Source organism: Pokkaliibacter plantistimulans, from assembly GCF_003194385.1.
Taxonomy (GTDB): domain Bacteria; phylum Pseudomonadota; class Gammaproteobacteria; order Pseudomonadales; family Balneatricaceae; genus Pokkaliibacter; species Pokkaliibacter plantistimulans.
Genome location: NZ_LAPT01000109.1, coordinates 56,665 through 83,300, shown reverse-complemented (window position 1 = coordinate 83,300; position 26,636 = coordinate 56,665). Strand labels below are relative to the sequence as shown.

The window sequence follows — 26,636 nt, the reverse complement described above, 5'->3', positions numbered from 1 at the left end:
GGTTCGAGTCCTGCCAGGCGCGCCAGTTAAGAAGTAGTGGTGGGCGTAGCTCAGTTGGCAGAGCTCCGGATTGTGATTCCGGCGGTCGTGGGTTCAAGCCCCATCGTCCACCCCAATTCTTAAGCATGTGTTACTTTGGTTTGATATGGTGGGCGTAGCTCAGTTGGCAGAGCTCCGGATTGTGATTCCGGCGGTCGTGGGTTCAAGCCCCATCGCCCACCCCATTATCTCTTCTCTTTCTGAATTCTTCAGATGTCTATGGTGGATGTAGCTCAGTTGGCAGAGCTCCGGATTGTGATTCCGGCGGTCGTGGGTTCAAGCCCCATCATCCACCCCAATTCCCTGATTTAAAAACATTTTTTGTTTTTGGGTTTCATTGAGCGCTTGACTCTGCGCTGGCCTTTATTGAGAATGTGCGCTTTGTTTTGTTAGCGTTTGCCGCCAAATTTCAGTCTTTGGCTGCTCGCTGGAAAATTATAGGCAGTTAAAGAATTGCTCTTGGCGCACAAGCCATAGCGAAAATTTAGTTGGCGCTAAGTTGTGTGAGGCAGATTAATGCAAGTTTCAATTGAAGCGACTTCTACTCTGGAACGTCGCCTGACTATTACTATCCCAGCTGCCCGTATCGAAGCTGATGTTGAAAAGCAGCTGAAAGATGCAGCCAAAAACGTACGCATTGATGGTTTTCGTAAGGGCAAAGTTCCATCGAAAATTGTCAAACAGCGTTATGGCAAAGGCATTCGTCAGGATGTTCTTAGTGATATTATTCGTACCAGTTTTTATGAGGCCGTAACTCAGGAAAAACTGAATCCCGCAGGCACGCCATCTATCGAGCCGAAGTCTGATGTTGAAGGTCAGGATTTCGAGTTTGTAGCTACCTTTGAAGTCTTTCCAGAAATCGCACTGGCTGATTTCTCTGCGGCCGAAATTGAGAAGCAGAGCGCTGAAGTTGCAGATGCTGACGTTGACACCATGATCGAAACTCTGCGCAAGCAGCAGGCATCTTGGAATGATGTAGAGCGTGCGGCCGAAGACGGTGATCGTGTGACTATGGACTTTGAAGGCTTTGTTGATGGCGAAGCCTTTGATGGTGGCAAGGCTGAGGGTTATGAGCTAGTTCTTGGTTCAAACACCATGATTCCTGGCTTTGAATCTGGCTTGCTGGGTGCAAAGGCTGGTGATGATGTTGAGTTAAATGTGGCCTTCCCTGAAGAGTATCATGCAGAAAATCTGAAGGGGAAGCCTGCTGTATTCAAGGTGAAAGTGACTGCTGTCGCGGAGCCTGTTCTGCCCGAGCTTAATGCTGAGTTTTTCAGTAAGTTTGGTGTTGAAGAGCAGTCTGAAGAAGGCTTCCGCGCTGAAATCCGCAAGAACATGGAGCGCGAGCTGAAGAACGCTCTGCGTAACAAAACCAAAACTCTGGTTCTTGATGCCCTTTGCCGTTTGAATCCTATTGCTATCCCAGCTGCCCTGATTAGTGATGAAGTTGATACTTTGCGTCGTCAGGCAGTGCAGCAGTTTGGTGGTGATGTTGCGAAGTTTGATCTCAATATGCTGCCTGCTGAGCTGTTCAAAGATCAGGCTGAACAGCGCGTGCGTAACGGTTTGCTGTTGGCTGAAGTCATTCGCGTAAACGAAATCAAAGCTGATGAAGCTCGTGTTGGTGCATTTGTTGAGGAAATGTCTGCTGCATATCAGCAGCCAGAAGAAGTTAAAGCCTACTTCCTTAATGACAAGCAGCAACGTCGTCAGATCGAAGCAGTCATTGTTGAAGATGTCGCTGTCGAAACTTTGCTTGCTGCGGCCAAGGTTAATGAGGTAAACGTTAGCTACGAGGAGGCCATCAAGCCTGCTGCTAGCAAAAATGCTGATGCCTAAGACTTTTAATTAGTATTGGCTGTACTTAAAAAACGATAGTTGTTACAACAATGTTTGTAATGGCTGTCGTTTTTTTTCTATCTAGAGATTCAGTAGGGAGAAGCTGGCAATATGAATCCGTTCCTTGCTCAAGCAGCTGGTCAGGGGGTAGCTCCCTCGTCATCTTTGGTGCCGATGGTTGTGGAGCAGAGTGCAAGAGGTGAGCGCGCATATGATATATATTCGCGACTGCTGAAAGAGCGCGTAATCTTTCTGGTTGGTCCGGTTGAAGATCACATGGCTAACTTGGTTGTTGCTCAACTGTTGTTCCTTGAATCAGAGAATCCCGATAAAGACATTCATCTCTACATCAACTCCCCCGGCGGAGTGGTAACTGCGGGAATGGCCATTTACGATACCATGCAGTTCATTAAGCCTGACGTGAGTACGCTGTGTATTGGGCAGGCTGCAAGTATGGGGGCGTTGCTTCTGGCGGGTGGTGCGGCGGGTAAGCGTTATGCGTTGCCTCATGCTCGCGTCATGATTCACCAGCCTTTAGGTGGATACCAGGGGCAGGCTACTGATATTGAGATTCATACTCGCGAAATATTAACGATGCGTGAGAAATTGAATCGTATCTTGGCTCATCACAGTGGCAAGGATATAGAAACTATTGCCCGTGATACTGATCGTGATAATTTTATGGATGCACCTACAGCGGCTGAGTATGGACTGATTGATTCCGTCCTGACTCGGCGCAGTGTCTGAGGCAGTTTGTGTGAAGGCCGGAGTTGAAAATTGCTGACGCTGGCCTCATCTTGTCTGCAGAAGAAAGTTTAACGGGGAAGTCGAATGGCCGACGATACACGCAAAAAAGGCGACGATGGAAAGTTGCTCTATTGCTCTTTCTGCGGTAAGAGCCAGCATGAGGTTCGTAAGCTTATTGCAGGACCTTCAGTATATATCTGCGATGAGTGCGTCGACCTCTGCAATGACATAATCCGCGAAGAGATTCAAGACCAGGGGAAAGATGCTCACCACGGTGATCAACTGCCCACTCCCCAAGAAATCAAGCAGACCTTGGATGAGTACGTCATAGGACAAGATCTGGCTAAACGTGTGCTGGCAGTGGCGGTGTACAACCATTACAAGCGACTGCGTATGAGTGACAAATCTTCAGATGTTGAGCTTGGTAAAAGCAACATCCTGATGATTGGTCCTACTGGTAGCGGTAAAACGTTACTTGCGCAGACACTCGCTCGTTTGCTCAATGTCCCTTTCACGATTGCGGATGCTACAACGTTAACTGAAGCCGGTTATGTCGGTGAGGATGTAGAGAATATCATCCAAAAATTGTTACAGAAGTGTGACTATGATGTAGAGAAAGCCCAGATGGGTATTGTCTACATCGATGAAATCGACAAAATTTCTCGAAAATCTGATAACCCTTCCATCACCCGAGATGTCTCAGGTGAGGGGGTTCAGCAGGCGCTGTTGAAGCTGATTGAGGGGTCTGTAGCATCGGTGCCGCCTCAAGGTGGGCGCAAGCATCCACAGCAGGAGTTCTTGCAGGTTGATACCTCAAATATCCTGTTTATTTGTGGAGGTGCATTTGCTGGACTTGAAAAAATCATCAGTGATCGCAGTGAGAAAAGTAGCATCGGTTTTTCTGCGACAGTTAAGTCAAAGGAGAACTCCAAGTCTGTTTCCGATACCTTGATGGAAGTTGAGGCGGAGGATTTGGTTCGATATGGCCTGATTCCCGAGTTTGTGGGGCGCTTACCCATGGTGGCGACTCTGACGGAGTTGGATGAAGAGGCGCTGATCGAAATTCTGGTAGAGCCAAAAAACGCGTTGACTAAGCAATATCAGAAGCTTTTCAGTATGGAGAGCGTTGAGCTCGAGTTTCGTGAGGATTCTCTGCGTGCAATTGCGAAACGTGCAATGGAGAGAAAGACGGGGGCTCGAGGCTTGAGAACCATTATGGAGAATGTTCTGCTTGGCACGATGTTCGATTTGCCTTCTTTGGAAGGTGTCAGCAAGGTAGTTATTGATGCCTCTGTAATTGAGGGTGAGTCAGAGCCTCTGATGATCTACGAAAATACAGAAGAGAAGCGCGCATTACCTGAGCGTTGATCAAGGTGGAAAAAGGGCACAGTCATGTTGTCCTTTTTATGTCAGTGTTGTTGCATTCCCTTGTATCAATCCCCACCTATGCCTGTAAGCCATGAAAGGAAGCGATTATTCGCTTCCGCTACCTTGAGGTGTCTATGGAGCAACAAACATCCAAGCATGATGTGACCAATGTCACCGTGCCACTGTTACCTTTGCGGGATGTTGTTGTGTTCCCGCATATGGTTATTCCCCTTTTCGTAGGTAGAGACAAGTCTATTGCAGCACTTGAGCGAGCAATGGAAGAGCAGAAGGAAATCCTGCTTGTCGCGCAGCGTGATGCCGCAGATGAGGATCCTGTTTGGGAAGATCTTTTCGCTGTAGGGACTGTTGCCAGTATATTGCAGTTGCTCAAGCTTCCGGATGGTACGGTGAAAGTTCTGGTAGAGGGCGAATATCGTGCACAGATCAAATCTGTAGATCTGATTGATGGTTGCTATCAGGCGGAAGTGCAGTCGCTTCCTGAGCAGGATGTGAGAGAGGCTGAGGCGCAAGTCCTTAGTCGTGCCCTCATGTCACAATTTGAGCAGTATGTTCAGGCTAGTAAGAAAGTACCGGCAGAGGTTGTGTCATCGCTTGCCAATATCGAAGAGCCAGGTCGTCTCGCGGATACCATTTCTGCACATATGAACCTGAAGCTGGCCGACAAGCAGAAAGTGCTCGAGTTGGTGGATATCGTTGAGCGTGTAGAGCAGCTCATCGCGCATATGGAAGCGGAAAATGACCTGATTCAGGTCGAACGACGTATCCGCGGTCGCGTCAAGAAACAGATGGAAAAGAGTCAGCGTGAGTACTATCTGAATGAGCAAATGAAGGCTATTCAGAAAGAACTGGGCGATCTTGATGAAAATGGTGGAAATGAGATCGAAGATCTCAAGTCTCGTATTGAAAGCTCTGGCATGCCCAAAGATGCCCAGGCTAAGGCTATGTCTGAGCTGGGCAAGCTGAAAATGATGTCGCCTATGTCCGCTGAGGCAACCGTAGTTCGAAGCTATCTGGATTGGATGCTTGGGGTGCCCTGGAGTAAGCGTAGCAAGGTGCGGCATGATCTGGCGTTGGCGGAGACCATCCTCAACGAAGATCACTACGGGCTGGACGAAGTTAAAGAGCGCATTCTTGAATATTTAGCTGTTCAGCAGCGCGTTAAGAAGCTTAAAGGTCCTGTTCTTTGCTTGGTTGGACCACCCGGTGTCGGTAAGACCTCATTGGGTCAGTCTATTGCACGGGCGACTAATCGGAAGTTCGTTCGTATGGCCTTGGGTGGCGTGCGAGATGAAGCTGAGATTCGTGGTCACCGCCGGACCTATATCGGTTCAATGCCTGGTAAGCTCGTGCAGAAGATCTCCAAGGTTGGAGTGAAGAATCCACTGTTCTTGCTTGATGAAATCGACAAGATGGGCATGGATCATCGTGGTGACCCTGCTTCTGCCTTGCTTGAGGTTTTAGACCCAGAGCAAAACAACTCTTTCAATGACCACTATCTGGAAGTAGATTTCGATCTCTCGGACGTAATGTTTATTTGTACCTCCAATAGTATGAATATTCCTGCACCTCTGCTTGATCGTATGGAAATCATTCGAATCCCCGGTTACACCGAAGATGAGAAGGTCAATATCGCTCAGCGATACCTGATACCCAAACAGATGACCAATAACGGTCTCAAGCCAAAAGAGCTGGAAGTAACCGAAGAGGCCGTACGTGACTTGATTCGTTACTACACACGCGAGGCTGGTGTTCGGGGATTGGAGCGTGAGTTGGCCAAGCTGTGCCGAAAGGTAGTCAAAGCCAGATTGCTGAAGAAACTCGATGCCGGAGTGCTGGTGATCAGTTCAGACCTGCTGGAAGAGTACAATGGCGTACGTAAATACTCTTATGGTCGTGCAGAAGACAACGATCAGGTCGGTCAGGTAAACGGATTGGCCTGGACTTCTGTTGGTGGCGATATCCTGCGTATCGAGTGTACGGTTGTGCCTGGTAAAGGTCGCGTCGTTAAAACAGGGTCTCTCGGCGATGTCATGCAGGAGTCAATCCAGGCCGCCATTACTGTTGTGCGTTCACGATCTAAAGCTCTTGGCATTGCTAGTGACTTTCATGAGAAGCAGGACATGCATGTTCACGTTCCTGAAGGTGCTACACCTAAGGATGGTCCTAGTGCAGGTATTGCTATGTGTACGGCGATGGTATCAACGCTGACCGGCATTCCTATTCGTGCGGATGTGGCGATGACGGGCGAAATTACCTTGCGTGGGCAGGTTCTGCCTATAGGTGGCTTGAAAGAGAAGCTCTTAGCTGCTCACCGGGGTGGAATCCACACGGTGATCATTCCTGAAGAGAACCGCAGAGATTTGAAGGAAATTCCTGAAAATATCAAAGCAGAGCTGCAAATTTGCCCGGTTAAGTGGATTGATGAAGTTTTGGCTATTGCTCTTCAGTACCAGCCTCAACCCCTTGCTGAGGAGGTTAAGGAAACGACTGAGCATGCTTCGACTTCTAAAGAATCTGAGCCAGAGGTTGACTCAGGAACACGTCCAAGCACTCACTGAAATGGCTAGAGGCCGCGTCATTACTAGCTTGACACTAGTTTAGCGGCCTTGGTATAAAAGGGACCTGCCTGTTTCAGACGTACCAAATATAGAAGAATACCAACGAAACTTCGAAGGGGATTAACGTGAATAAATCTGAACTGATCGATGCAATTGCTGCCTCTGCTGACATTCCTAAAGCTGCAGCAGGTCGTGCACTGGATGCAATGATCGACGCTGTAACTGACGCTCTGAGCAAAGGTGACACCGTCGCACTGGTTGGTTTCGGTACTTTTGGTGTTAAAGAACGTGCAGCTCGTACTGGACGCAACCCACAGACTGGTGCTCCAATTGAGATTTCTGCAGCTAAAGTACCCAACTTCAAGCCTGGTAAGGCGCTGAAAGACGCGGTCAATGGTTGATTGAAGCTGGTAGCTCTGCTCACACGCGTGTAGAGCTACTCGAGGAGCGGTAGTTCAGTTGGTTAGAATGCCGGCCTGTCACGCCGGAGGTCGCGGGTTCGAGCCCCGTCCGTTCCGCCAAATGTAAAAAGCGTATTCTCAGGAATGCGCTTTTTTTTTAGCAGTTAACGTAGGCAGAGTGGGGGCCCCATGCTGCAAAACATACGCGATAAATCTACTGGTTGGATTACCAAGATAGTTATTGGATTTATTGTTTTAACCTTTGCTCTTTTCGGTGTTGAGTCACTGATATCTTTAGCCAATCGTGAGCCAGCTCCTGCCACCGTGAACGGTGATGATATCAAGCAGCAGGATCTGAGTCAGATGGTTGAGCTGCAGCGTAGACAGATTTATAACCAGCTCGGAGGAAATGTTGACCCGGCCATGCTGGAAGAGAATCGGCTCAAGTCGCAAGCACTGGATCGCTTGATTGATGAAAAGCTTCTATTGCAGGAGGCTGCCAAACGTCACCTGACTGTTCCCGATATGATGGTCGATCAAATGATCGTGCAGACACCGGACTTTCAGGACAACGGGAAGTTTAGTCAGGAGCGATACCAGCAAGTGCTGAGCAACAATGGTATGACTCCATTGATGTACCGACAACTACTTCAGAAGCAGCTGCTGATTGGCCAATTGCGTGACGCTATTGTGGGCTCATCCTTTATGCTGCCGTCTGAGTTTGATCAGCTTATGGCGCTCGATCGTCAGCAGCGTGACATCCGATATAGTGAGTTCAAGGTTGCTGATTACCTCGATAAGGCTACCCCTTCAGATGCAGACTTGAAGTCCTACTATGATACTCATCTCAAAACGTATGTTGCACCTGAGCAGGTGGCAGTCAACTACATTGAACTGAGCAAGGATACCTTTGTTGATCAGGTTAAAGTCGATGAGGCTGCACTTAAGACCGACTACGATGCAGCTGTTGAAAAGCTCAAAGCCCAGAAAGCTCGTGAAGTTGCGCATATCCTCATCGCTGTGAACGATAAGCGCGATGACGTTGCAGCTAAAGCTCGTGCTGATGAAGTGGAAGCTAAACTTAAGTCAGGAGAAGATTTTTCTGCGTTGGCCAAAACGTATTCTGATGACTCCGGAAGTGCGAATGACGGCGGGAACCTTGGTTTCCTGGAGCCAGGAACCTTGGGTGACTCACTGGATCAAGCACTAGAGGCGTTGCAGGTTGGGCAGGTATCTGAGCCAGTGCGGAGCGATTATGGATACCATATCGTTAAGCTCGTCTCTGTACAGGACAAAACGCCTCCTTCTTTTGATGACATGAAAGCTTCGCTGGTCAAGCAACAGAAAGACAGTAAGGCTGAACAACTGTTCTTGGAGAAGGCCGAGCAGATGGCAGATCTGGTATTCACTTCATCGGATCTTGAGGCGCCCGCCAAAACGCTGGGAGTGGAAGTTAAGCAAGTTCCCTTATTCAGTCGCAATACAGCTGAAGGCGTCGTAGCAAACGAGAAGGTACTGGCTAAAGCGTTTGATCCAGACTTCATCAATGATGGTGCAAATAGCGATCCTATCGAAGTTGGTAAAGATCATGTTGTCGTTATTCGGGTAACCGATCACAAGGAGTCGCGTCAGCTGGCTCTTGATGAAGTCAAAGATCGTGTTACTGAGGCGGTAAAGCGCCAGCAGGCACATGATCTGGCTGTAAAAGCAGCAGAGTCTTTGAAGGCGGAAGTAGTCAAGCAGCCTGATGCTATGTCTACATGGCAGCAGAAAGAAAATCTGACTCGCAATGCACAGGAAGATCCCTTTTTGGTACGTAGCATTTTTGCTATGCCTAAACCAGAGGAAGGCAAGCCAAGCATTGAGCCCATCACTCTGATGAGTGGCGATGTATGGTTAGTTGATCTTGCTAAAGTGCATGCTGGAGAACAGAAGGTATCGGATGAGCAGCGCCAGGGTCTGGCCAGCTATCTCGCCGGTCAGGAAGGCTCTCAGTTGTTCCAGGCTTTCCTCGAAAAGCTGAGAACTTCGGCTGTCATCGAGCGCCATTAAGTCTGTCTCTGAAACAAAAAATGCCCCTTGTGGGTAATAATGCCAGTCAGTTAAGCCAACTGACTGGCATTTTCGTTATTTAATGGCATAGCGATAAGGGTGCCGCTTTACCTCTCGCGGATAGGCTCGCTCACGCCTCAGTGGCAGGACAAAGGCGGGCGCCATGTCGGTCAGAGCTTTGATAACCGAAGGAACCATACCCGGCGACACCGCCGGTAAGAACGTCAGTTCCTTGATGATCATCCCAGCCGGCCGCCTGGTTGAAGCTGATCTGGCAGGGGTGTATTCCCTCCAGACTGTAGGCCATACGCGCCATCTGGAAGCGCAGCAGGTTTTACGCCAGCAGCGTGCCCTATGATTCCTGCCAAATCATGTTTGGCTTTTTGCCTCTCAGGGTCAGTCAGCATGTACTGCTTCATTTTCCGGTAACCCAGCTCGATCTCCCAGCGATGTGCATACAGGTCAACGATGTCGTAGGAGGGATAACGCAGGGGATCGATCATTGATGTCAGCACCTGGCGCACCTGACCATTGGCTTCGCTACTGACCAGGCCAGCGATCAGATATTTCGGGGCCTCAGGCCACTTTTTCCGGGCGGGTGGCGAGACCGGTAGTGACACCAGGCAACTGCGGTGACTGAAGCGGCGGATCATCTCATAACGTGCCCCCTTGCACAGGGGGATCAGCCAGTGCCGCTCCTCTCCTCGGGATTGCCAGGCATGCAGCAGGTGCAGGGTATAAAAGCCGCGGTCGAACAGGGTCAGAGAATGATCAGGAGTGTGCTCAATCAGTTCGCCCGCCAGCTTTAACTCACTGCGCTCGACACTATCCAAAGTGGCTGAGGTGAGCAGGTGGCTGGTCAGCGCCATCTGGCAGACCATGCGCACCTGAGGATAGGGCGCTTCACTTTCCTGATTGCGGGTACGTGCAAAGGCAATGGCATTCTCATGGGTGTCTGGCGTGCGCCAGACCACGCCGTCAACGCCCAGCAGCGCTAGTTAGTCCGCACCAGTGCGGATGCAGCGTATGCCGGTGCTAGAGCGCCTGTGTCTGTTCGAAGACCTTTTTCACCGTCTCTTCACGCCACAAAGGGTCGATCGCCGGGCAACATGATGTTGAGCTGGTTGACGATCTGGCTCATTGGCTGATGGCAAAACAAGGCCATGCCGACGACACTCCAGACCATCATCTCCAATGGTAAGCGACGCTTGCGCAACGTAACGGTTCCACTCTCGTGCAGACACTGTTCGATCAATTCAGGGGAGAGCACATCGGAGAGTGAGGCGCGCTGATCGGGAGAATCGTGGGAGAGAGCATCCACTGCCTGACTGAAGTGCATGTAAAACCGGGACCCATGTTGGTGGATTCCGGATTTTCTATCTTCAGATCAGCAAATTAAAGCGCTTAACTGATCGGCATTACCCCTTGTGGGCGTTTCTTATTGCAATCATTTAGCTGCTATAAAATTTCTCAGTCTTTGACAGACAGCGTTGGCCCGGGCTATGCGGACAGGCTATGCCTCTGCTTTGCACAGTTGTTGCGATATAGCCCATTCGATATGCTCTCCTACCAGTGTGGAGCAGCTCGTGAGGCGACTTTGTAATGCGCCCAGTATGGATGTGCTGAACGGTGCGTTACCCAGAGCGATAGCAATATTGCGTTGCCACCCTTCGTAGCCTGTGCGTCTTATGGGTGAGCCTTCCGTATTGGTAAGGAAAGTGGCTTCATCCCATTCAAACAAGGTAAGCAGATCTGCGCTGTCGAGGCTATGCCTGGGATGGAAGTCCTGCTCGGGTGTGCTGCTGGCAAATCGGTTCCACGGGCAAACCAGCTGGCAGTCGTCACAGCCATAGATGCGGTTACCCATGAGTGGCCTCAGTTCTGTCGGGATACTGCCTCGGTACTCTATGGTGAGGTAAGAGATACAGCGTCGGGCGTCGAGTTGTTTCGGGCCGATAAAGGCATTTGTCGGACAAAGATCCATGCAGGCGGAACAACGCCCACAGTGCTCTTTAACAGGTTGTGCTGTGCTAATGAGTGGCAGATTGGTAAACAGCTCTCCGAGAAAGAACCATGAGCCTGCCTTGCGATTCATGATGAGGCTGTTCTTCCCCATCCACCCCAAGCCTGCTTGCTCTGCGATGGGCTTTTCCATTACGGGGGCGCTATCAACAAAAGCCCGGTAGCCAAGTGCACTGACGTCCTGCTCAATCTGCTTTGCCAATTGTGTCAGGCGTTTGCGTATCACTTTATGGTAGTCACGCCCCAAGGCATACCTGGATACATAGGCTTTGGCAGGTGAGTTGAGTATTTTGAGTGCTTGGGTTTCGGGAGGCAGATAATCCATCCGCACGGAAATAATGCTGAGAGTTCCTTCATGCAGGAGTGCAGGATTACGACGTAACTCCTGATTGTTTTCCAGGTAACTCATTTCACCGTGCAGGCCTTTCTCAACCCACTGGCGCATGTGTTCCGGATGGTCGCCTAGGTCCAGACTGCTGATGCCCATGTCTTGGAAGCCCAGATCACGTGCCCACAGGCGGATTTTTTCAGTCAGATCGACAAGTTGTTGGGTGGAAAGGGTAGTCACTGCTTTGGTGGATCTAGAATTAGGGGGGATGCAGTATAACAGAATCAGTGCCGGCCACTCTCGGTCGCATCGAGTGAGTCAATAATGGCGCACTGCGGATTGCCATCACCATGGCAGTGCCGGATCAGTTCTCCCAGTGCATCTCGCATGGCTTGAAGGTTCTGAATTTGTCTGTCCAGTTCGAGGATGCGCGCTTGGGCTAATTGCTTAACTTCTGCACTTGCACGATGAGGATCTTCGTAGAGCTTGAGCAGTTCTGCGCATTCTTCGAGTGAGAAGCCAAGGTCCTTGGCGCGAAGTACAAATTGCAACGTATGTACGTCCTGCTCGCCATAGTGTCGGTAGCCATTGTCAGCGCGTTTGGCTTGCTGTAGCAGACCGATGCTTTCGTAGTAGCGGATAGTTTTGGTAGATAGTCCAGTGCGTTTGGACAGATCGCTTATCTTCACCTTATCACCTGCAGTATGTCATCGAGGTAAGTTTGCCATCGCAGCATCGGGCTGTGATGGCGTGATTCTGGTCAGGCTGCTACCAGCCCGGGCGCCAGCGCCGCAGCAGTAGAGCATTACCCAGAACGATCAGACTACTCAATGCCATGGCCCCACCTGCCAGAGCAGGACTGAGGTAGCCACAGGCTGCCAGAGGAATCCCCAGACTATTGAAGATAAACGCCCAGAACAGATTCTGCGTTATCTTGCTACGGGTTCTTCTGCAGATATCTAGGGCGGCGGGGACAAGACGTGGATCAGCGTGTAATAGGGTAATGCTTGCCGTCTCCTTCGCAACATCCGTACCGCTACCCATGGCAATGCTCAAGTCTGCCTGAGCTAAAGCGGGGGCATCGTTAATACCATCACCGACCATCAGGGTAGGGTGCTGCTTTTGATGCTCAGCGATGTGTTTGACCTTCTGTGCTGGTAAGAGCCCTGCATGGAAGCCATCGAGTTTGAGTTCCTCGGCCAGTGTTACGGCGCTTTCCTGACGATCACCAGTCAGCATATAACTGGCGATATTGCGTTGGTGTAGCAACTCGACTGCACTGGCAGATGTTTCACGTGGCTGATCAGACAGTGTGTAGGCAGCAAACCATTCATTGTTGATGGCGACGTGTACCAGACTGCCATTTGTCTGCTGCAGTGCCAGCAGTTGCGCATCATCATCAGGTATTGAAATACCATACTCTTGCATAAGCGTGGCGGTGCCGATCAGTACTGGCTGTTGCTGGTAGCTTGCCTTGATACCTTTACCTGCAATAGCTGTAATAGCATCTGTTTCAGCCGCCTGAATTCCCAGGTTGTGTGCATAGTCTGTATAAGCTTTAGCCAAAGGGTGCTCACTGCCTTGCTGTACACCAAGTACAATCGAGGCTAGCTGTTCCGGCGCTGTCTGACGCTGATACCAATGGCTGACCATTGGCTTGCCTACAGTCAGCGTGCCTGTTTTATCGAAAAACACCGTATCAATATGGCGGGCAGACTCCAGTACCTGTAAATCACGTATCAGAATCCCATGACGAGCAGCTATACCTGTCCCCGTTAAAAGTGCTGTAGGGGTAGCAAGACCCAGTGCGCAGGGGCAGGCGATAACCAGCACGGACACTGCTGCCATCAGGGCTTCGCTGAAACTGCCACCAGCCACCAGCCAGCCCAGCAAGGTCAGGGCTGCAATCCCCAGTACAACGGGTACAAAGATGCTGCTGATTCTGTCAACAAGCTGCTGTACGGGGGCCTTGCCTGATTGAGCTTCTTCTACTAGCTGAATGATCCTGGCAAGGGTTGTGTCGCTGCCCGTCGCGGTGGCGTCGATCTCCAGTGTGGACGAACCATTGATGCTGCCTGCGATAACGTTATCGCCAGGTTGACGGCTGACGGGCAGACTTTCACCGGTCAGCAACGACTCATCAAGTTCACTTTGTCCAGACAGGATACGGCCATCCACGGGCACTCGCTCACCAGGTTTGACGAGAATCCTGTCGCCTAACCTTAGGCTGGCCAGAGAGATTTCCTGCCAGCGGCCATCTTGCCAGCGTCGTGCAACATCAGGCGTCAGGGACAGCAACGCATCCAGAGCGAAAGCCGTTTTGCGCTTCGCTCTTTCTTCCATCCATTTGCCAAAGCTGATCAGTGTCAGTAAGACTGCAGCCGACTCAAAGTAGAGATGATGGCCACCATGACCCGTCAGCATGAGCGCTACGCTGTAGAAGAAAGCGGCTGAGGTGCCGAGCGCTACCAGCACATCCATATTGGCGTAATGGGATTTGAGAGCGTGATAACTCCCACGATAGAAGCGATACCCAAGGCTCAGTTGTATCGGCAGGGCAAGGATAAATTGTGCCCATCCGGGTAATGGCTGAATAACACCTGTCATAGGTAGTAGTAATGGAACACAAAGCAGTGCTGCTCCAACCAGCATCCAGGATGAGGAAGATAAGACAGAGTGGTTTTCGGCTGAATTGCCCTGACTGGCCATCTCTGGCCGAGCATGGTAACCCAGAGACTCAATGATGAGTTCAATCTGATGCTGTAATTCCTGATTGCTCTCTAATGCTTCGATACGTGCTTTGCCCGTGGCCAGATTGACGCTGGCTGACACCACATCCGGCAGTGTATTAAGCGCTTGCTCCACCTTGGTAACGCAGCTGGCACAGTGCATGCCCTCAATGTGCACAGAGATAACCGTCGTTTTGCATTTATAGCCGAGCTGTTTGATGGCTTCCAGGCTACGCTCCCTGATGTCGGCTGACGCAGGTTCAATGGTGGCACGGTTGAGAGCGAAATTGACGTCGGCATGTGACACTCCATCGAGGTTACTCAGTGTACGTGCGACTTTGTTAGCGCAGCCTGCGCAGCGCATGCCTTCTATATCAATGGTCAGATGAGCTGACATGACAGACCTCCAGTCCTGTAAGGTACTGAATCCAGTATTCACTCTTGCTTGGAGTGAGGTGGAAAACAGCAGGATGGATTGAGTCTAAACCTTCCAGTAATGGCAAGGTAAAGAGAAGGTTTGCGTCTGAAAAATGCTAATCGCGTTGCGTGCCCAAAAAGGGTCTGAGGTAGTCCCAGGCTGACTGTATTTCCTTGAAGCGGCATTCATCACCGCCGCGATCAGGGTGATGCTGCATGGCTAGTCGCTGATATTGCCGTCGGATCAGTTGATGGTTACTGCCGTCCACCATCGCTTCCGGAGGTAGTTCCAGGGCGCACAGCGCCGCTTGCAGGTGGCCACTGTCCGTGAGGTGATAGCGTTTCCAGAAGCTGTCCAGCAGCGCATGGACTTCCTGCTGATCGGTGCTGGCAAACTGCTGCCAGTCCATGTAGTACGCCTGCAGTGGATCGCTTTTGGCAAGGCCTTCATGTCCTGGCTGCCAGGGAGTAAAACAAATACACAGGGTATGAATGTCCAGAAGACCACTTCGCTCGCTCAGTAATTGCTCACGTAAATGATAGAGGCAGTGAAACAGCAAAAAGTGGCTACGAAACAGAGAGAGCTCGGGGGATAGTGGTAAGTCTAGATGGTGCTTGCGCAGCGCTTTGATCAAGGCGTACTCGCTGAGCCCCGCAGGATAGGGGGCGAGTTCCTGTCTGATTAAATGGCAGATGGTTTCGACGAGTGCTGGATTCATCGGCACAGACTGTCATGGTCATGCAGGCAATGCAAACCTGTTGTAGCGACTGGCACTGGCTGTGGTTTTTCAGGCGGATACCGGTGTTTCAAACAACGCTGGGAGCAGGCCTAGCTGCTGTGCCTGACGGACCCAGTGCAAGAGGTCCAGCTGGCTGAGCTCCAGCAAGGTTTCAAAGCTATCCAGCAGAAAGTACCTGGGCTGCATGATATCAATGCGATAAGGGGTGCGTAACACCGTGAGCAGATCAAATGGCACGATGCTGGGGCGGCTGGACCAGGCGTATTCGGTCTCGCCAATGGATGAGAGTATACCGCCGCCATACACACGATAAGCCCGGTCTGTTGCTGACGTTGGTTGCCAGTTCAGCAAACCAAACTCAATGGTGAACCAGTAAAGCCTTGCCAGATAAACGCGTTCCTCCTTGGTGGCGTGGTAACCCAGCCGACCATAGGTGTGAGTAAAGGCGGCGAAGTCCTTATTGGTCAGAAGAGGGCAGTGGCCAAAAATTTCATGGAAAATATCCGGCTCCTGCAAGTAGTCCATGTCTTCCGGGGTACGGATAAAGGTAGCAACGGGGAACGCACGATGCGCCAGTAGCTGAAAAAAGTGATCAAAAGAAATAAGCGCGGGGACAGGGGTAACGCGCCAGCCTGTTGTGTCTTGCAGAACGACGTTGATCTCCGCTAACTGAGGAATACGATCAGTAGGCAGGTTCAGCGTGGCCAGACCATGCAGATACTCTTTGCAGGCTTTGCCCTGAATGCAGGGCACCTGACGGTGAATCAGATGCTGCCAGGTGTGGTGCTCAGTATCGCTGTAGTGAATCAGGCCTGCCGCGTCAGCGGTATGAGCGGTGTAACGTGAAGATTTGCCCATGATGACGTCCTCACGATGAAAGCGGGTTGTTTGCTCTGTTCTTTGGGGGTAGTGCCCAAGGTTGCAAGGCAAAGAGCTGGTCGTATGAAGGAAGCGCCATGAGTACGGACAATTGCGCTGGTAAATGGCATGATGCGTCGTCTGTCGCTAAGCTTGTTCCTACGTTAACTGTCTATATCTGCACCTTTGGCCTATGTCTCATCAAGATCATCTCGGTAATTTGTTCGTACAGCCTGCTTCATCGGATGGCAGTCATATTCTGCAGCTGGCAGACTTTCTGCCTTATCGGCTCAATACCCTGGCAGGGCGGATCAGTCAGGCCCTCTCAGCCGTGTATGAGCAGGAGTTTGACTTGACTATTCCTGAGTGGCGCATTCTTGCAACTCTTGGCGTCAGCAGTGAGCCGCTCTCGGCCAAGTTTATTGGTGAGCAAACATGGATGGACAAGGCTAAGGTGTCTCGCGCCATGGCCTGTCTGGTTAGCAAGGGGCTGGTTGATCGTGAGCGTGAGCGTGGTGATCATCGCCAGAGTCGGATAACCCTCAGTGAGGCGGGCTGGGAGCTTTATCGGCGGCTGGTGCCCAAGGCGCGTACCTGGGAGCAAGCGCTGCTGGTAGAAATGTCAGACGATGATAAGGCAGCATTGCATCGTTTGCTGGGGGTGCTCGAAACGAGTTTGAACAACGGCTGACAGGGTTAGTCGTGTGATGCTGACTGACGGATTAGCGTGGCCACGTTCATGGTCAGCCAGCATTCTGGTGCGGTGTTATCTGCGGGGAGGAATACGGTAGATAGCGCCTTTGCCGATGCCCTCGAAAGCCTGCACTCGCCACTCTGCGTCGGGGTGCTGATCGTGTAGCTGCTCGGTGATATACCGTGCCAGCTCTTCTACGGTAGTATCGCGATCAAGGATTTCGCAGCGTGCGGCAGGCATGCGCAGGGTAAAGTGGCCCTGATTGCTGCTGTAGGCAAAATCAATCTGATGCTCAGTGTGGCCAGTCACGTCTTCCGCCGTACCCAGATAGATATTCTGCCAGCGTGTTGCCCATGCGCTTTCGGCCTGACGATCACGCTCACCATTACGGAAAATACGAATCGTGGAGCGGTGGCCGTGGACGATCCGCTGACAGTTTCCACCGTGTTTCTTGAGGCCGTGGCTGTATTGATACATCACGCCATCAACCTGTTCATTCACCAGCGTGAAACGGACCTGCTGCAGGTTGTCAGGTAGCAAGGGCTGAATCAGCTGTTGCAGATGCAAGGCAACTGACTCGGCAGTAATCGCCTCGCAGTCAAGCAACGAGTAAGCCTGGGCGGGCCCGCTGCTCTCAAAGCCAAAACGACAGTGGTCAAACACGACTCGCGTCTGCTCTGCCTCTTTTTCAATGAGCAAGCCTGGCAGTCGGCCGGGCAGCAGCAACGTGTGATCCAGTGTCTCATCGATATGACGCTTGATCTGCTTTTTCACCTCACCGAAGTCGAGCAGCATACTTTGCTGATCCAGCTCGCCATCCAGCTCGATATCCACGCGCCAGCTTTCCCCCTGAATGCCTTGATCGGCACTCAGGAGTGAGCAGTCCAGAACGGTAAGGTTTTCTACAAAAAGGGTTAAAGCCATTAGTCGATACCCAGATACTTATGGGTTTGCAAGCTGAGACGCCATTGTGGGTGTGCCAGGCAGTATGCGATGGCAGCCCTGGTGTTGGCTTCCCGGTCGGGGCCATCCATGGGCTGCAGGTAAAAGTGCTGGAAGTCCAGATGGGTGAAACGTTCCGGCATCGCCAGCAGCTGCGGATAGACCAGTTTTAGTTCGTGGCCAGTCTGCTGTTGAAGTTCCGCATCGGCCTTGGGGCTGATGCAGATCCAGTCAATGCCGGCCGGTGCTGCCAGAGTACCGTTGGACTCGATAGCAATTTCAAAGCCCAGCTGATGGAAGGCTTCAATCAGTTCGGGATCAAGTTGCAGCAGTGGCTCACCACCGGTGCAGACCACATACTTCTGGCCTTCAGTAGTGATGGGCCAGAGTCCATGTATATGACGGGCAAGGGCGTCAGCGCTGTCGAATTGCCCCCCATTCTGACCATCCGTACCGATAAAATCAGTATCACAAAACTGGCAGACAGCAGTGGCCCGGTGCTTTTCCTTGCCTGACCACAGGTTGCAGCCTGTGAAACGACAGAATACGGCGGGTCGCCCACTGTGAGCTCCTTCACCTTGCAGGGTGTAGAAGGCTTCCTTGATCTGATAACGTTTTTTACCTGCCATCACCAGCCCTCATGGCATGGGCGCGGCATGTATCAGCAGCGCCATTGCCAGGTTGCAGTAGAACCGCCGTAGGGGATGGCCAGGCCGTGAGCAATTCAGGCTTGTTCATAATCCAGCGGGTCTTTGACACCATTAAGTTGGAAGGCTTCCAGACGTTCCTGGCAGGAGCCACATTTGCCACACGACAATTCGCGGCCGTTGTAGCAGGTCCAGGTTTTGCTGTAGTCCAGACCCATACGCAGACCATCGGCCAGAATGTCGATCTTGTTCTTGTACAGATAAGGGCTGACAACCTGTACGGATTCAAAATTGGCAATCTGTGCCACGTCGTTCATCTTCTCGACGAACTCAGGGCGGCAATCAGGATAAATAGTGTGGTCGCCAGAGTGTGCACCGTACATGACTTTGCGTGCACCAATGGAGACCGCATAGCCGATGGCCAGAGACAGCAGGATCATGTTGCGATTGGGAACCACAGTGGACTTCATGTTGTCCGCCGCGTAATGACCTTCAGGAATGTCGATGTCATCGGTCAGAGACGAACCAGCCAGAAGTGAATTGATGGCTCGGATATCGACGACTTTGTGACTCAGGCTCAGGGAATTACAGACTTCCTCTGCCACCAGTAATTCTCTGGCATGGCGTTGGCCGTAGTTGAACGACAGCGGGTACACCTCATAGCCATCACGCAGGGCTCGGTGTAACACGGTAAAGGAGTCCATTCCTCCAGAGTAAATAACGACGACTTTATCTTTCATGGACGTCCCACGGCTAAAAACCGCGCATTATAGTCGGTTTTTAGCCCGAATGGCACTCACTTGCTAGTGACAGATAGGCACCCAAAAACGATCACAGATCAGGAGTGGCTAACCTGATTGCGACCATTCTGTTTGGAGCGATACAGCGCCTGATCGGCTTTCTCCAGCCAGTCCTTGTGGGAGTGGATAGTCTGGCTGAGCTGGCAAATGCCTACGCTGATGGTGTAGCTGATGGACTGCCCTTCATAGTTCACTGCATGTTTTTCAATCTGCTTGCGCAGGCGTTCAGCGAAGAAGTTGGCACCGGCAATGTCCGTGTTGATCAGAATGACACCAAACTCCTCACCACCATAGCGACCCGCCACATCGGTAACACGCAAGCAGGCACGCAATATCCGGCTGGTTTGCCGTATAACCTCGTCACCTGCAGGATGGCCAAAGCCATCATTGACCTTTTTAAAGTGGTCGATATCAAACATCACCAGACAATGGGGCTCGCCTGTGCGCTGGTAGCGGCGATAGGTCTTTTCCAGCTCGCTTTCCCAGTGCCCACGATTGAACAGCCGGGTGAGGGCGTCTGTGCGGCTGATCATGGCCAGCTCATCGTTGGCTGCTTTCAGACCCTGCTTGTTGACCGCCGCATCTGTCATGTCATAAACCATCATACAGGCGTGATTGACCCGTCCATCCAGCCCCAGCAGGGGAATGATGGTGACGTTCTGGTACATCAGATCTGCCTGCCCGGTGATGGGCTGGTAGGTATGGAATGGGAAGATATAGGGGCGTTGCTCCCAGGTGGAGAAAGCCTTGTTACCCAGCGTGAAGATCATGCTGAGCTGACGATTCAGCCAGTCGTGAGGCATCTCCGGATAGATTTCTGCCAACTGACGACCGCGGACGACATCAGGCTTCATACCGCTGTGATTTTCCATGAAACCGTTCCACAACTGCACCTGTTGCTGGCGGTCAATGACGACCAGACCGACATCCAGGGTCTGCAGCATGTTCACCATCCAATGGAACTCGTTGAACTCTTTATCGTGTTGGTCTGGCATAGCAGTTATTCCATGATCAGGCTGACTCGGCTGTTGAGAGCCGGAACGGACTGCGGAGTGAACAGAAGCAGGAGGTCGCAGGTAATATGCTGATCTTCCAGATCATAGCTGATCTCGATGGCGAGCAGTTTTTGCGGACGTTGATTGAGGGTGGATACCAGATCGCGAATGCTGCAGTGCTGGCCTAACACCACGGGATGCCCCTGGCTGAACTCGATATCCAGTTGTTCGGCAATACCCTTGATACAGGCGCTGATCAGAATGTTGGCCACATCCATCAGCAGGTCGAGCTGGTCATGTTCGGACAATGGCAGGGGGAAGTTCATCAACTGGCCAATATCACTGAAATCAGAGTCTGCAAAAAGCAGCATCGCCTCACCGGATATGCCTGAGCCAATGAAGCCCTGGCAGACTGCCGACAGACTCTGATGGTCCGACACCGCTTCAAGAGCCATCTGGATTTCGGTGGGCTCGATAAAGTTGACCTTGGGTACGGGCAGCCGGACAAACACCCCCAGTAATCGCGCCAGTCGGTCAGCTGCCTGCCCCATGGCGACGTTGACCACCTCGCGGTAGCAGTCCTGCAGGTCAACCTCAAACTCGGCAGTCACTGTATTCTGGCTGGCGGGGGTGTCAGGGCGCAGAGCAAAACGCTCGATGGTTTCCAGTACCTTTTCCGGAGCCACGGGTTTTTGCAGAAACTCCAGGGCACCAAGGTTCATGACCCTCTGGTGGGCTTCCGGCTGAATATCACCGGAGACGACGATGACCTTGACCTCGAGCCCTTCCTGCTGCAGCCATTCCAAAACCTGATACCCGTCCATTTCCGGCATGGTCAGATCAAGGAACATCACATCGACAGGATTGCTGCGTAACCAGGCGACCGCTTCTGCACCGTTGGTGGCGAAGTCCAGTGTGGTTGCCCAACTTTCCGGCAAGGCTCTGGCCATCTGTTTGCGAGCCAGACCCGAGTCATCACATATCAGAACAGAATAGGTCATAGCCTCTCCTAAACCCTGGGCTCAATTGCACATCCTGCGGGGTATTGGCGTATCCCTTACAATCGGGGTACGCAGGATCATGGCAGAAAATCTGATGATCCTCAGAGCATATTCTCAGGTGCGTCAAAATGTTACATGGCTTTGACAAACAGTGTACGGGATTTATCCAATTATGGCAGTCGATGTTCTACAGCATGGTCAACAATGGCTTGTCTATCAACAATATATACGGAGGAACAATTTTCCTGTGATAGATTGGCGGCAACCTTCGTGTTTCCTATCGATTCCGGCCATCAGCAGTGCCATCCAGAGCGCGAATTGTTTAACTGCAGTGTTTACGACTGCATCGCAATGAGAAGTCATGGCAACAAATCAGGTAATCGCCACCGATGTCGAGGCGCCCATACAAATTCGCGGGTATGTGCTGAGTCGCCATGGCTACGATATGGCTGGCAGCCTGTGTCTGGGGTACTGGCTATGGACGGCAGAAGGCGCCATCTATTGGGAAGTGCCCGAGCAGGAGGTGATCTGCTTTCTCCCGGCGGCCAGTGCGGCAGAGGCTCAACAGGCTCTTGTTGATCAGGAGGGGTGGCGTCTGCAGCCTCTGCCGCTGACCGATTTTTCGCAGCAGCCTGTACTAGGTCTGTACTGCCGCAGTCTCACCGGTTTCTACCGCTGTCGGGAGAAACTTCAGGCCGCTCATATCCCATTGATGGAAGAAGATGTTCGACCGCAAGAACGCTTTTTGATGGAGCGGGGTATTCGTGCTGGCATCGAAGTGCGCGGGAGCTGGCGCCGGAATGCGGATGGCTCGTTGTGCCTGATTAGCCAGCATGCACGTAAGGCGGATGTGCAACCTGAGCTGCGGCTGTTGTCACTGGATATCGAAACTACCATGGATGCCAGGCACATCTATTCCATTGCACTGCAAATGGCCGACCGTAGCGTCGTGCTGATGCAACGGGAGGAAACACCCAGACCGGTGAACGTTGATCCTGGGTTGCAGATCGAATGGTTTGACTCCAGCAGAGCCATGCTGGAAGCCATGCAGGACTATTTTCAGCGTTGGGACCCTGATGCCATTATCGGCTGGAGTGTTGTTGGGTTTGATCTCAAGGTGCTCGCACGAGCCTGTGAGCAGGAGCGTATCCCGCTGCGCTGGGGGCGGGGAATGCAGGAAGTGCATCTGCGCGAGTCCCGTACCACCAATCATTACTTTGTCGACTGGCCGGGGCGGGTAGTACTGGATGGCATCGATACCTTAAGGGGGGCTACCTGGCAGTTTGAAAGCTTTGCGCTCAATGAAGTCGCCCGAGAGTTACTTGGGCGGGAGAAACTGATTGAAGATCCTGATCAGCGTGGCGAAGAAATTACCCGTTTGTTTCGCCACGATCCCTGGGCGCTGGCCGCGTATAACCTGGAAGACTGTCGGCTGGTCAGCGACATCTTTGATCATGCCAAACTGATGCCCTACCTGATTGCCCGTGCTGATCTGACGGGGTTGTCGCTGGACCGGGTAGGGGGCTCAGCTGCCGCCTTTGACTACCTGTATTTACCGCGATTGCATCGCAAGGGATATGTCGCACCGGTTTATGCCTCTGGCGATGCGACGGTGGACAGTCCCGGTGGCTTTGTCATGAATTCCCGGCCCGGGCTGTACGATCATGTGCTGGTGCTGGACTTCAAAAGTCTGTACCCCAGCATCATTCGTACTTTCCTGATTGATCCCTATGCTCTGGTAGAAGGGTTATCCGGCGCACATCCAGACAGTGAGCGGGTGGATGGCTTCAATCAGGCGAGTTTCTGGCGGCAGGAGCCTATCCTGCCCGCACTGGTGGCGGAATGCTGGCAGGCGCGGGATCAGGCAAAACGTGATGGCAATATTCCGCTGGCAACGGCCATCAAAATCATCATGAATGCTTTCTATGGTGTGCTGGGTTCGCCATTGTGTCGCTTTTTTGATCGGCGACTGTCCGGCTCGATCACGCTGCGTGGTCATCAGATACTGCAGGATAGTCAGGCCTGGTTTCAGCGGCAGGGCTATGAAGTGATCTATGGCGATACCGATTCACTGTTTGTGCATTTACATGGTCATCACAGCGAAGAGCAGGCGTGTGCCCGGGGGCGGGAGCTGGCTGCTGCCATCAATGACTGGTGGCGAGACCGGTTACTGACGGAGTTCAATCTGGCCAGCCACCTCGAAATTCAGTTTGAAGTCCATTACCGCCGTTTTCTGATGCCGACTATTCGTGGTTCGCAGGAGGGCAGCAAAAAGCGGTACGCCGGTCTGGTCAGCAAGGGCAGCGAACATAAATTGGTGTTCAAGGGACTGGAGTCGGTCCGCTCCGACTGGACACCCTTTGCCCGGCGTATTCAGCGCGAACTGTATGAGCGGGTGTTCCTCAATCAGCCCTATCGTAACTGGCTGCGTCAGCAGGTGGATGACCTGCTGGGCGGTCGATGCGACGCCGAGCTGGTTTACCGCAAACGCCTGCGACGTCCGCTGGATGCCTATCAAAAAAACGTCCCTCCCCATGTGCAGGCGGCGCGCAAGATGCGTGAGCATCGTCGGCAGCAAGGACTGCCTGAGCGCTATGAGCGTGGCAGCAGTGTCGAATACGTGCTGACCTTGCATGGTCCTGAAGCTCTTGGTCTGACGACGGCACCGCTCGACTATGAGCTCTATATCGAACGACAACTCAAACCTGTTGTTGACTCCATTCTGACCTTTGTTAACGACGGCTATGACAAGAGTCTGGCGCCGCAGGCTGACCTGTTCTACGACCTGGACAAAACACAAGACTGAACATCGGAGGATGCAGTCTGTCTCTGCGGGCATGGTCAGCAGCAGTGAGGTCTGAAGCGCAGCTGGGATTGCATACAATATTCGCTAGTTTAGGTCGCACTGGCGTAGTTTCGCGTCTGGGGCGAGGCTGTGCTATATGCTATGTTTCCATTCCATTAACAGGAGCCTGTTCGGTTATGCCTCTCAAGGTGATTCAGTTCTGGAGCTATTCCACTGGGGATAACACCTTGCTGGAGCGCGTGCTGGAAGGTAAAAAACGGGCGATTGTGTCACGTCTGCACAGCCAGCGTCCCGGCACCATCGATCCACGCCATTTCATCGTGGGGGAAGAGGCCATGGTGCAGGATGCACAGCAACGCCTGCGCGGACGTATCCGCGTGACCGACATTTATCAGGCAGCTTTTGCTGCCATCCCGGAAAAGCTCTGGCAAGCAGAAGGTTGCTGTGACGCCGAACACCTGCAGGCGGTCATGCGTCATGGCTGGCCTGATGAGCTGCTGGATGACGACTATGTCTTTATGGCCATGCATTTTGATCTGGTGGAAGTCATCGGTGACTGACTGCTCTTTGGCTGGTTTATTTCAGGTTATCTGGTTCGTCCTTGCCGTTTCCCTGCGTTCGTCAATTCGTACCGGTGCCGTCTCGCTGACAGATCAGCCGACGGGCACGTAAGCACATGCTCTGTAATGAGTACTGGTAGTACATTTCAGGAGTTTTTATGCAAACCCAGCACCACCCTCTCAAGTCTGCCACGGTCGGCACCAGCCGTAGCCTGACCAGCCTGCACTACAGTAATGGCAAGCCAGGCCCCAAGGTATACATTCAGGCGGGTCTGCACGCAGATGAAAACCCCGGCATGCTGGTGCTGCACTATTTGCGTCCTCTGCTGCAGGCCGCTGAAGACGCCGGGCAGATTCGTGGTGAAATCGTGGTCGTGCCGTTTGCCAACCCCATCGGTCTCAACCAGACGCTGGCCATGCAGTTTCACGGCCGCTTCGAGTTTGGCAATGGTCAGAATTTCAACCGGAATTACCGTGATCTGGCTGCCATGGTGACGCCGCTGCTGGAAGGGAAGCTGGGCGCGGATGCCGACAGCAACGTAGCGAAAATCCGTGCTGCCATGCGCAGCGTGATGGCGAAAGAGAAGGCGGTCAACGAGCTGGACAGCATGCGACTCACCTTGCAGACCCTGGCTTGCGACGCCGATATCATGCTGGATTTGCATTGTGATTCCGAAGCGATCCTACACCTCTACATCCACAGTGATCAGCAGGAAGAAGGCGCGGAGCTGGCGCGCTATCTGGGTAGCGCAGTCACCATGCATGCCCCCGCCAGTAACGGCCAGCCTTTTGACGAATCAGCCTCCGGCCCCTGGGCCGCCTTGCGTGAGGCGTTCCCGGATGCGGCCATCCCGATGGCCTGCTTTGCCAGCACGGTGGAGTACCGTGGCCAGAAAGACGTCAGCACCGAGCTGGCAACCGATGATGCCGAGCGGATTTTCACTTATTTGCGTGCTCAGGGGGCTGTCGATACAGGCAGCCTGCCCGTGCGCCCCGAACTACCCCGGGAAGTCAAAGATCTGGCCGCCACGGATGTTATTCGAGCGCCCATTTCCGGGATAGTCGAATACCATCGTGAGCCGGGAGAGATGGTCAGGGAGGGGGATGCACTGGTATCACTGATTGATCCGCTGACCAACGACAAGCACACACTGGTTTCAGGCGTGGATGGGTTGTTCTATGCGCGTAACCGGATTCGCTTCGCTCATTCAGACATGGAGCTGACCTTTGTCTCAGGTGACAAGGTGGTGCGTTCGGGCTATCTGTTGTCCGCGCGCTGATCAGGGACGGGTGGGGGCGTCGTCAACGACCCCACCTGAAAAAGCGGCCGCACGGGCGACCGAAGGGGAAATAACGGGGGTGTGTTACCACATCCCCGTTATTGTTTCTAAGGACAGGAAATGAGCTGTGCAAGGGGTTCAGCTGACTCCTCAGGGCCGGTACTATTTGCTCCGGTTGGCAGGCAGAGCACTGCCGGATGGCCCAGAGCGTGAATACGTTCTTATAACCAGAGTTCCATGCCCTACTAAGCAGGTTGATGATGGCTTCAATATGGTCCACGTTGCTGGATATTTCTCCTCTTGACTGGAAGGGTGTGCTGAGCGCCTGCCTGGCGGGCGGCATTATCGGTCTGGAGCGCCAGTTGCAGGGCAAGCCTGCGGGGATTCGCACCAGCATGCTGATCTGTCTCGGTTCCTACCTGTTTGTTGCGGTTTCCAATGGTCTGGTCAACGGTGCGGGCGATCCCAGCCGCGTGGTAGGGCAGGTGATCACGGGTATCGGTTTTATCGGTGCCGGGGTCATCATGAACAAGGAAGGTATTCTGCATGGGGTGACGTCGGCCTCGGTGATCTGGGTGCTGGCGGGTATCGGTGTCACCATCGGGCTGCATGATCATGGCCTCGGTATCAAGCTCGCTGTCCTGACGGTCATCATTCTGGTCGGTATCGACGGTTTTGAGCGTCGCCTCAAGAGCCTGCGCAAAGGGGTGCATGTGCACAGCGTTCCGCAAAATGCAGACATTCGTGATGACGAGCAGCAGTCCTGAGCGGCTGGATGACGGCCAACGCCTG

The 26,636-nt window shown here is 52.6% G+C and carries 21 protein-coding genes, 4 tRNA genes and 1 pseudogene; 15 read left to right on the top strand and 11 right to left on the bottom strand.

What is annotated here, in order from left to right; genetic code table 11:
- Nucleotides 1–39 precede the first annotated feature (39 nt).
- The 10 genes from WH50_RS20765 to WH50_RS20720 all read left to right on the top strand — a co-directional run bounded on the left by WH50_RS20765 (nt 40) and on the right by WH50_RS20720 (nt 9,025).
- Nucleotides 40–115, top strand: a tRNA-His gene (locus WH50_RS20765).
- Between the two features lie 33 nt (nt 116–148).
- Nucleotides 149–224: transfer RNA gene (locus WH50_RS20760), tRNA-His, on the top strand.
- Between the two features lie 37 nt (nt 225–261).
- Nucleotides 262–337: transfer RNA gene (locus tag WH50_RS20755), tRNA-His, on the top strand.
- Nucleotides 338–555: 218 nt separating this feature from the next.
- Nucleotides 556–1,878, top strand: a complete 1,323-nt coding sequence (gene tig / locus WH50_RS20750; RefSeq protein ID WP_110189159.1) for a trigger factor — start codon at nt 556–558, stop codon at nt 1,876–1,878.
- A 111-nt stretch (nt 1,879–1,989) separates the two neighbouring features.
- Nucleotides 1,990–2,625: an ATP-dependent Clp endopeptidase proteolytic subunit ClpP gene (clpP, locus tag WH50_RS20745; protein ID WP_104157063.1), complete on the top strand. Its 636-nt coding sequence runs from the start codon at nt 1,990–1,992 to the stop codon at nt 2,623–2,625.
- An 84-nt stretch (nt 2,626–2,709) separates the two neighbouring features.
- Nucleotides 2,710–3,993: an ATP-dependent Clp protease ATP-binding subunit ClpX gene (gene clpX, locus WH50_RS20740; RefSeq protein ID WP_104157062.1), complete on the top strand. Its 1,284-nt coding sequence runs from the start codon at nt 2,710–2,712 to the stop codon at nt 3,991–3,993.
- Between the two features lie 134 nt (nt 3,994–4,127).
- Nucleotides 4,128–6,572, top strand: coding sequence for an endopeptidase La (lon, locus tag WH50_RS20735; RefSeq protein WP_110189158.1), 2,445 nt, complete (start codon nt 4,128–4,130; stop codon nt 6,570–6,572).
- A 125-nt stretch (nt 6,573–6,697) separates the two neighbouring features.
- The gene (locus WH50_RS20730) at nt 6,698–6,973 is read left to right on the top strand and encodes an HU family DNA-binding protein (protein ID WP_104157060.1); all 276 of its coding nucleotides are present in this window, start codon (nt 6,698–6,700) and stop codon (nt 6,971–6,973) included.
- A gap of 43 nt (nt 6,974–7,016) precedes the next feature.
- Nucleotides 7,017–7,093, top strand: a tRNA-Asp gene (locus tag WH50_RS20725).
- A gap of 69 nt (nt 7,094–7,162) precedes the next feature.
- Nucleotides 7,163–9,025, top strand: coding sequence for a SurA N-terminal domain-containing protein (locus WH50_RS20720; RefSeq protein WP_110189157.1), 1,863 nt, complete (start codon nt 7,163–7,165; stop codon nt 9,023–9,025).
- Nucleotides 9,026–9,100: 75 nt separating this feature from the next.
- Here WH50_RS20720 and WH50_RS20715 read toward each other — a convergent pair.
- From WH50_RS20715 to phhA, 6 genes and pseudogenes are all read right to left on the bottom strand, one after another.
- Nucleotides 9,101–10,364 (bottom strand): annotated as a pseudogene (locus WH50_RS20715) (IS4 family transposase).
- A 174-nt stretch (nt 10,365–10,538) separates the two neighbouring features.
- Entirely contained in the window at nt 10,539–11,615 is a 1,077-nt protein-coding gene (gene queG / locus WH50_RS20710; RefSeq protein ID WP_110189156.1) for a tRNA epoxyqueuosine(34) reductase QueG, read from the bottom strand.
- 44 nt (nt 11,616–11,659) lie between these two features.
- Nucleotides 11,660–12,064: a Cu(I)-responsive transcriptional regulator gene (cueR, locus tag WH50_RS20705; RefSeq protein WP_110189155.1), complete on the bottom strand. Its 405-nt coding sequence runs from the start codon at nt 12,062–12,064 to the stop codon at nt 11,660–11,662.
- A 79-nt stretch (nt 12,065–12,143) separates the two neighbouring features.
- Complete coding sequence (locus tag WH50_RS20700; protein WP_110189154.1) at nt 12,144–14,501, bottom strand: heavy metal translocating P-type ATPase; 2,358 nt, start codon at nt 14,499–14,501, stop codon at nt 12,144–12,146.
- A 136-nt stretch (nt 14,502–14,637) separates the two neighbouring features.
- On the bottom strand, nt 14,638–15,240 hold the full coding sequence (locus tag WH50_RS20695; protein WP_110189153.1) for a DNA-J related domain-containing protein: 603 nt from the start codon (nt 15,238–15,240) through the stop codon (nt 14,638–14,640).
- A 69-nt stretch (nt 15,241–15,309) separates the two neighbouring features.
- Entirely contained in the window at nt 15,310–16,119 is an 810-nt protein-coding gene (phhA, locus tag WH50_RS20690; protein ID WP_110189152.1) for a phenylalanine 4-monooxygenase, read from the bottom strand.
- Nucleotides 16,120–16,312: 193 nt separating this feature from the next.
- On the opposite strand from phhA, the gene WH50_RS20685 reads away from it, so the two are divergent.
- Nucleotides 16,313–16,810 (top strand): MarR family winged helix-turn-helix transcriptional regulator, encoded by a 498-nt coding sequence (locus WH50_RS20685; RefSeq protein WP_110189151.1) that lies wholly within the window; start codon nt 16,313–16,315, stop codon nt 16,808–16,810.
- A gap of 75 nt (nt 16,811–16,885) precedes the next feature.
- On the opposite strand, the gene WH50_RS20680 is transcribed toward WH50_RS20685, so the two are convergent.
- The 5 genes from WH50_RS20680 to WH50_RS20660 form a co-directional block, all read right to left on the bottom strand.
- The gene (locus tag WH50_RS20680) at nt 16,886–17,737 is read right to left on the bottom strand and encodes a 6-carboxytetrahydropterin synthase (protein ID WP_110189150.1); all 852 of its coding nucleotides are present in this window, start codon (nt 17,735–17,737) and stop codon (nt 16,886–16,888) included.
- Nucleotides 17,737–18,384: a 7-carboxy-7-deazaguanine synthase gene (queE, locus tag WH50_RS20675; protein ID WP_110189149.1), complete on the bottom strand. Its 648-nt coding sequence runs from the start codon at nt 18,382–18,384 to the stop codon at nt 17,737–17,739. The genes WH50_RS20680 and queE overlap by 1 nt, the downstream gene beginning before the upstream one ends.
- A gap of 95 nt (nt 18,385–18,479) precedes the next feature.
- Nucleotides 18,480–19,142 carry a 7-cyano-7-deazaguanine synthase QueC gene (gene queC, locus WH50_RS20670; RefSeq protein WP_110189148.1) on the bottom strand — a complete coding sequence of 221 codons (663 nt, stop codon included), beginning with the start codon at nt 19,140–19,142 and terminating at the stop codon, nt 18,480–18,482.
- A 98-nt stretch (nt 19,143–19,240) separates the two neighbouring features.
- The gene (locus WH50_RS20665; protein ID WP_243410202.1) at nt 19,241–20,197 is read right to left on the bottom strand and encodes a GGDEF domain-containing protein; all 957 of its coding nucleotides are present in this window, start codon (nt 20,195–20,197) and stop codon (nt 19,241–19,243) included.
- A 5-nt stretch (nt 20,198–20,202) separates the two neighbouring features.
- Nucleotides 20,203–21,198: a response regulator gene (locus WH50_RS20660; protein WP_110189147.1), complete on the bottom strand. Its 996-nt coding sequence runs from the start codon at nt 21,196–21,198 to the stop codon at nt 20,203–20,205.
- A gap of 361 nt (nt 21,199–21,559) precedes the next feature.
- On the opposite strand from WH50_RS20660, the gene WH50_RS20655 reads away from it, so the two are divergent.
- The 4 genes from WH50_RS20655 (at nt 21,560) to WH50_RS20640 (ending at nt 26,611) form a co-directional block, all read left to right on the top strand.
- The gene (locus tag WH50_RS20655) at nt 21,560–24,004 is read left to right on the top strand and encodes a DNA polymerase II (RefSeq protein ID WP_110189146.1); all 2,445 of its coding nucleotides are present in this window, start codon (nt 21,560–21,562) and stop codon (nt 24,002–24,004) included.
- Between the two features lie 176 nt (nt 24,005–24,180).
- Nucleotides 24,181–24,564, top strand: a complete 384-nt coding sequence (locus tag WH50_RS20650) for an ASCH domain-containing protein (RefSeq protein ID WP_110189145.1) — start codon at nt 24,181–24,183, stop codon at nt 24,562–24,564.
- 158 nt (nt 24,565–24,722) lie between these two features.
- The gene (locus WH50_RS20645; RefSeq protein WP_110189144.1) at nt 24,723–25,844 is read left to right on the top strand and encodes a succinylglutamate desuccinylase/aspartoacylase family protein; all 1,122 of its coding nucleotides are present in this window, start codon (nt 24,723–24,725) and stop codon (nt 25,842–25,844) included.
- A gap of 257 nt (nt 25,845–26,101) precedes the next feature.
- Nucleotides 26,102–26,611 carry an MgtC/SapB family protein gene (locus WH50_RS20640; protein WP_243410201.1) on the top strand — a complete coding sequence of 170 codons (510 nt, stop codon included), beginning with the start codon at nt 26,102–26,104 and terminating at the stop codon, nt 26,609–26,611.
- Nucleotides 26,612–26,636 lie beyond the last annotated feature (25 nt).

What these genes read in the sequence shown, in the direction of transcription:
- WH50_RS20660 (WP_110189147.1), bottom strand. Translation starts at nt 21,198, where the DNA reads ATGACCTATTCTGTTCTGATATGTGATGACTCGGGTCTGGCTCGCAAA.
- WH50_RS20680 (WP_110189150.1), bottom strand. Translation starts at nt 17,737, where the DNA reads ATGGCTTTAACCCTTTTTGTAGAAAACCTTACCGTTCTGGACTGCTCA.
- tig (WP_110189159.1), top strand. Translation starts at nt 556, where the DNA reads ATGCAAGTTTCAATTGAAGCGACTTCTACTCTGGAACGTCGCCTGACT.
- WH50_RS20695 (WP_110189153.1), bottom strand. Translation starts at nt 15,240, where the DNA reads ATGAATCCAGCACTCGTCGAAACCATCTGCCATTTAATCAGACAGGAA.
- WH50_RS20665 (WP_243410202.1), bottom strand. Translation starts at nt 20,197, where the DNA reads ATGCCAGACCAACACGATAAAGAGTTCAACGAGTTCCATTGGATGGTG.
- phhA (WP_110189152.1), bottom strand. Translation starts at nt 16,119, where the DNA reads ATGGGCAAATCTTCACGTTACACCGCTCATACCGCTGACGCGGCAGGC.
- lon (WP_110189158.1), top strand. Translation starts at nt 4,128, where the DNA reads ATGGAGCAACAAACATCCAAGCATGATGTGACCAATGTCACCGTGCCA.
- WH50_RS20655 (WP_110189146.1), top strand. Translation starts at nt 21,560, where the DNA reads ATGGCAACAAATCAGGTAATCGCCACCGATGTCGAGGCGCCCATACAA.
- WH50_RS20640 (WP_243410201.1), top strand. Translation starts at nt 26,102, where the DNA reads ATGATGGCTTCAATATGGTCCACGTTGCTGGATATTTCTCCTCTTGAC.
- WH50_RS20650 (WP_110189145.1), top strand. Translation starts at nt 24,181, where the DNA reads ATGCCTCTCAAGGTGATTCAGTTCTGGAGCTATTCCACTGGGGATAAC.
- WH50_RS20685 (WP_110189151.1), top strand. Translation starts at nt 16,313, where the DNA reads ATGTCTCATCAAGATCATCTCGGTAATTTGTTCGTACAGCCTGCTTCA.
- clpX (WP_104157062.1), top strand. Translation starts at nt 2,710, where the DNA reads ATGGCCGACGATACACGCAAAAAAGGCGACGATGGAAAGTTGCTCTAT.
- WH50_RS20645 (WP_110189144.1), top strand. Translation starts at nt 24,723, where the DNA reads ATGCAAACCCAGCACCACCCTCTCAAGTCTGCCACGGTCGGCACCAGC.
- queC (WP_110189148.1), bottom strand. Translation starts at nt 19,142, where the DNA reads ATGAAAGATAAAGTCGTCGTTATTTACTCTGGAGGAATGGACTCCTTT.
- WH50_RS20720 (WP_110189157.1), top strand. Translation starts at nt 7,163, where the DNA reads ATGCTGCAAAACATACGCGATAAATCTACTGGTTGGATTACCAAGATA.
- WH50_RS20700 (WP_110189154.1), bottom strand. Translation starts at nt 14,501, where the DNA reads ATGTCAGCTCATCTGACCATTGATATAGAAGGCATGCGCTGCGCAGGC.
- clpP (WP_104157063.1), top strand. Translation starts at nt 1,990, where the DNA reads ATGAATCCGTTCCTTGCTCAAGCAGCTGGTCAGGGGGTAGCTCCCTCG.
- queE (WP_110189149.1), bottom strand. Translation starts at nt 18,384, where the DNA reads ATGGCAGGTAAAAAACGTTATCAGATCAAGGAAGCCTTCTACACCCTG.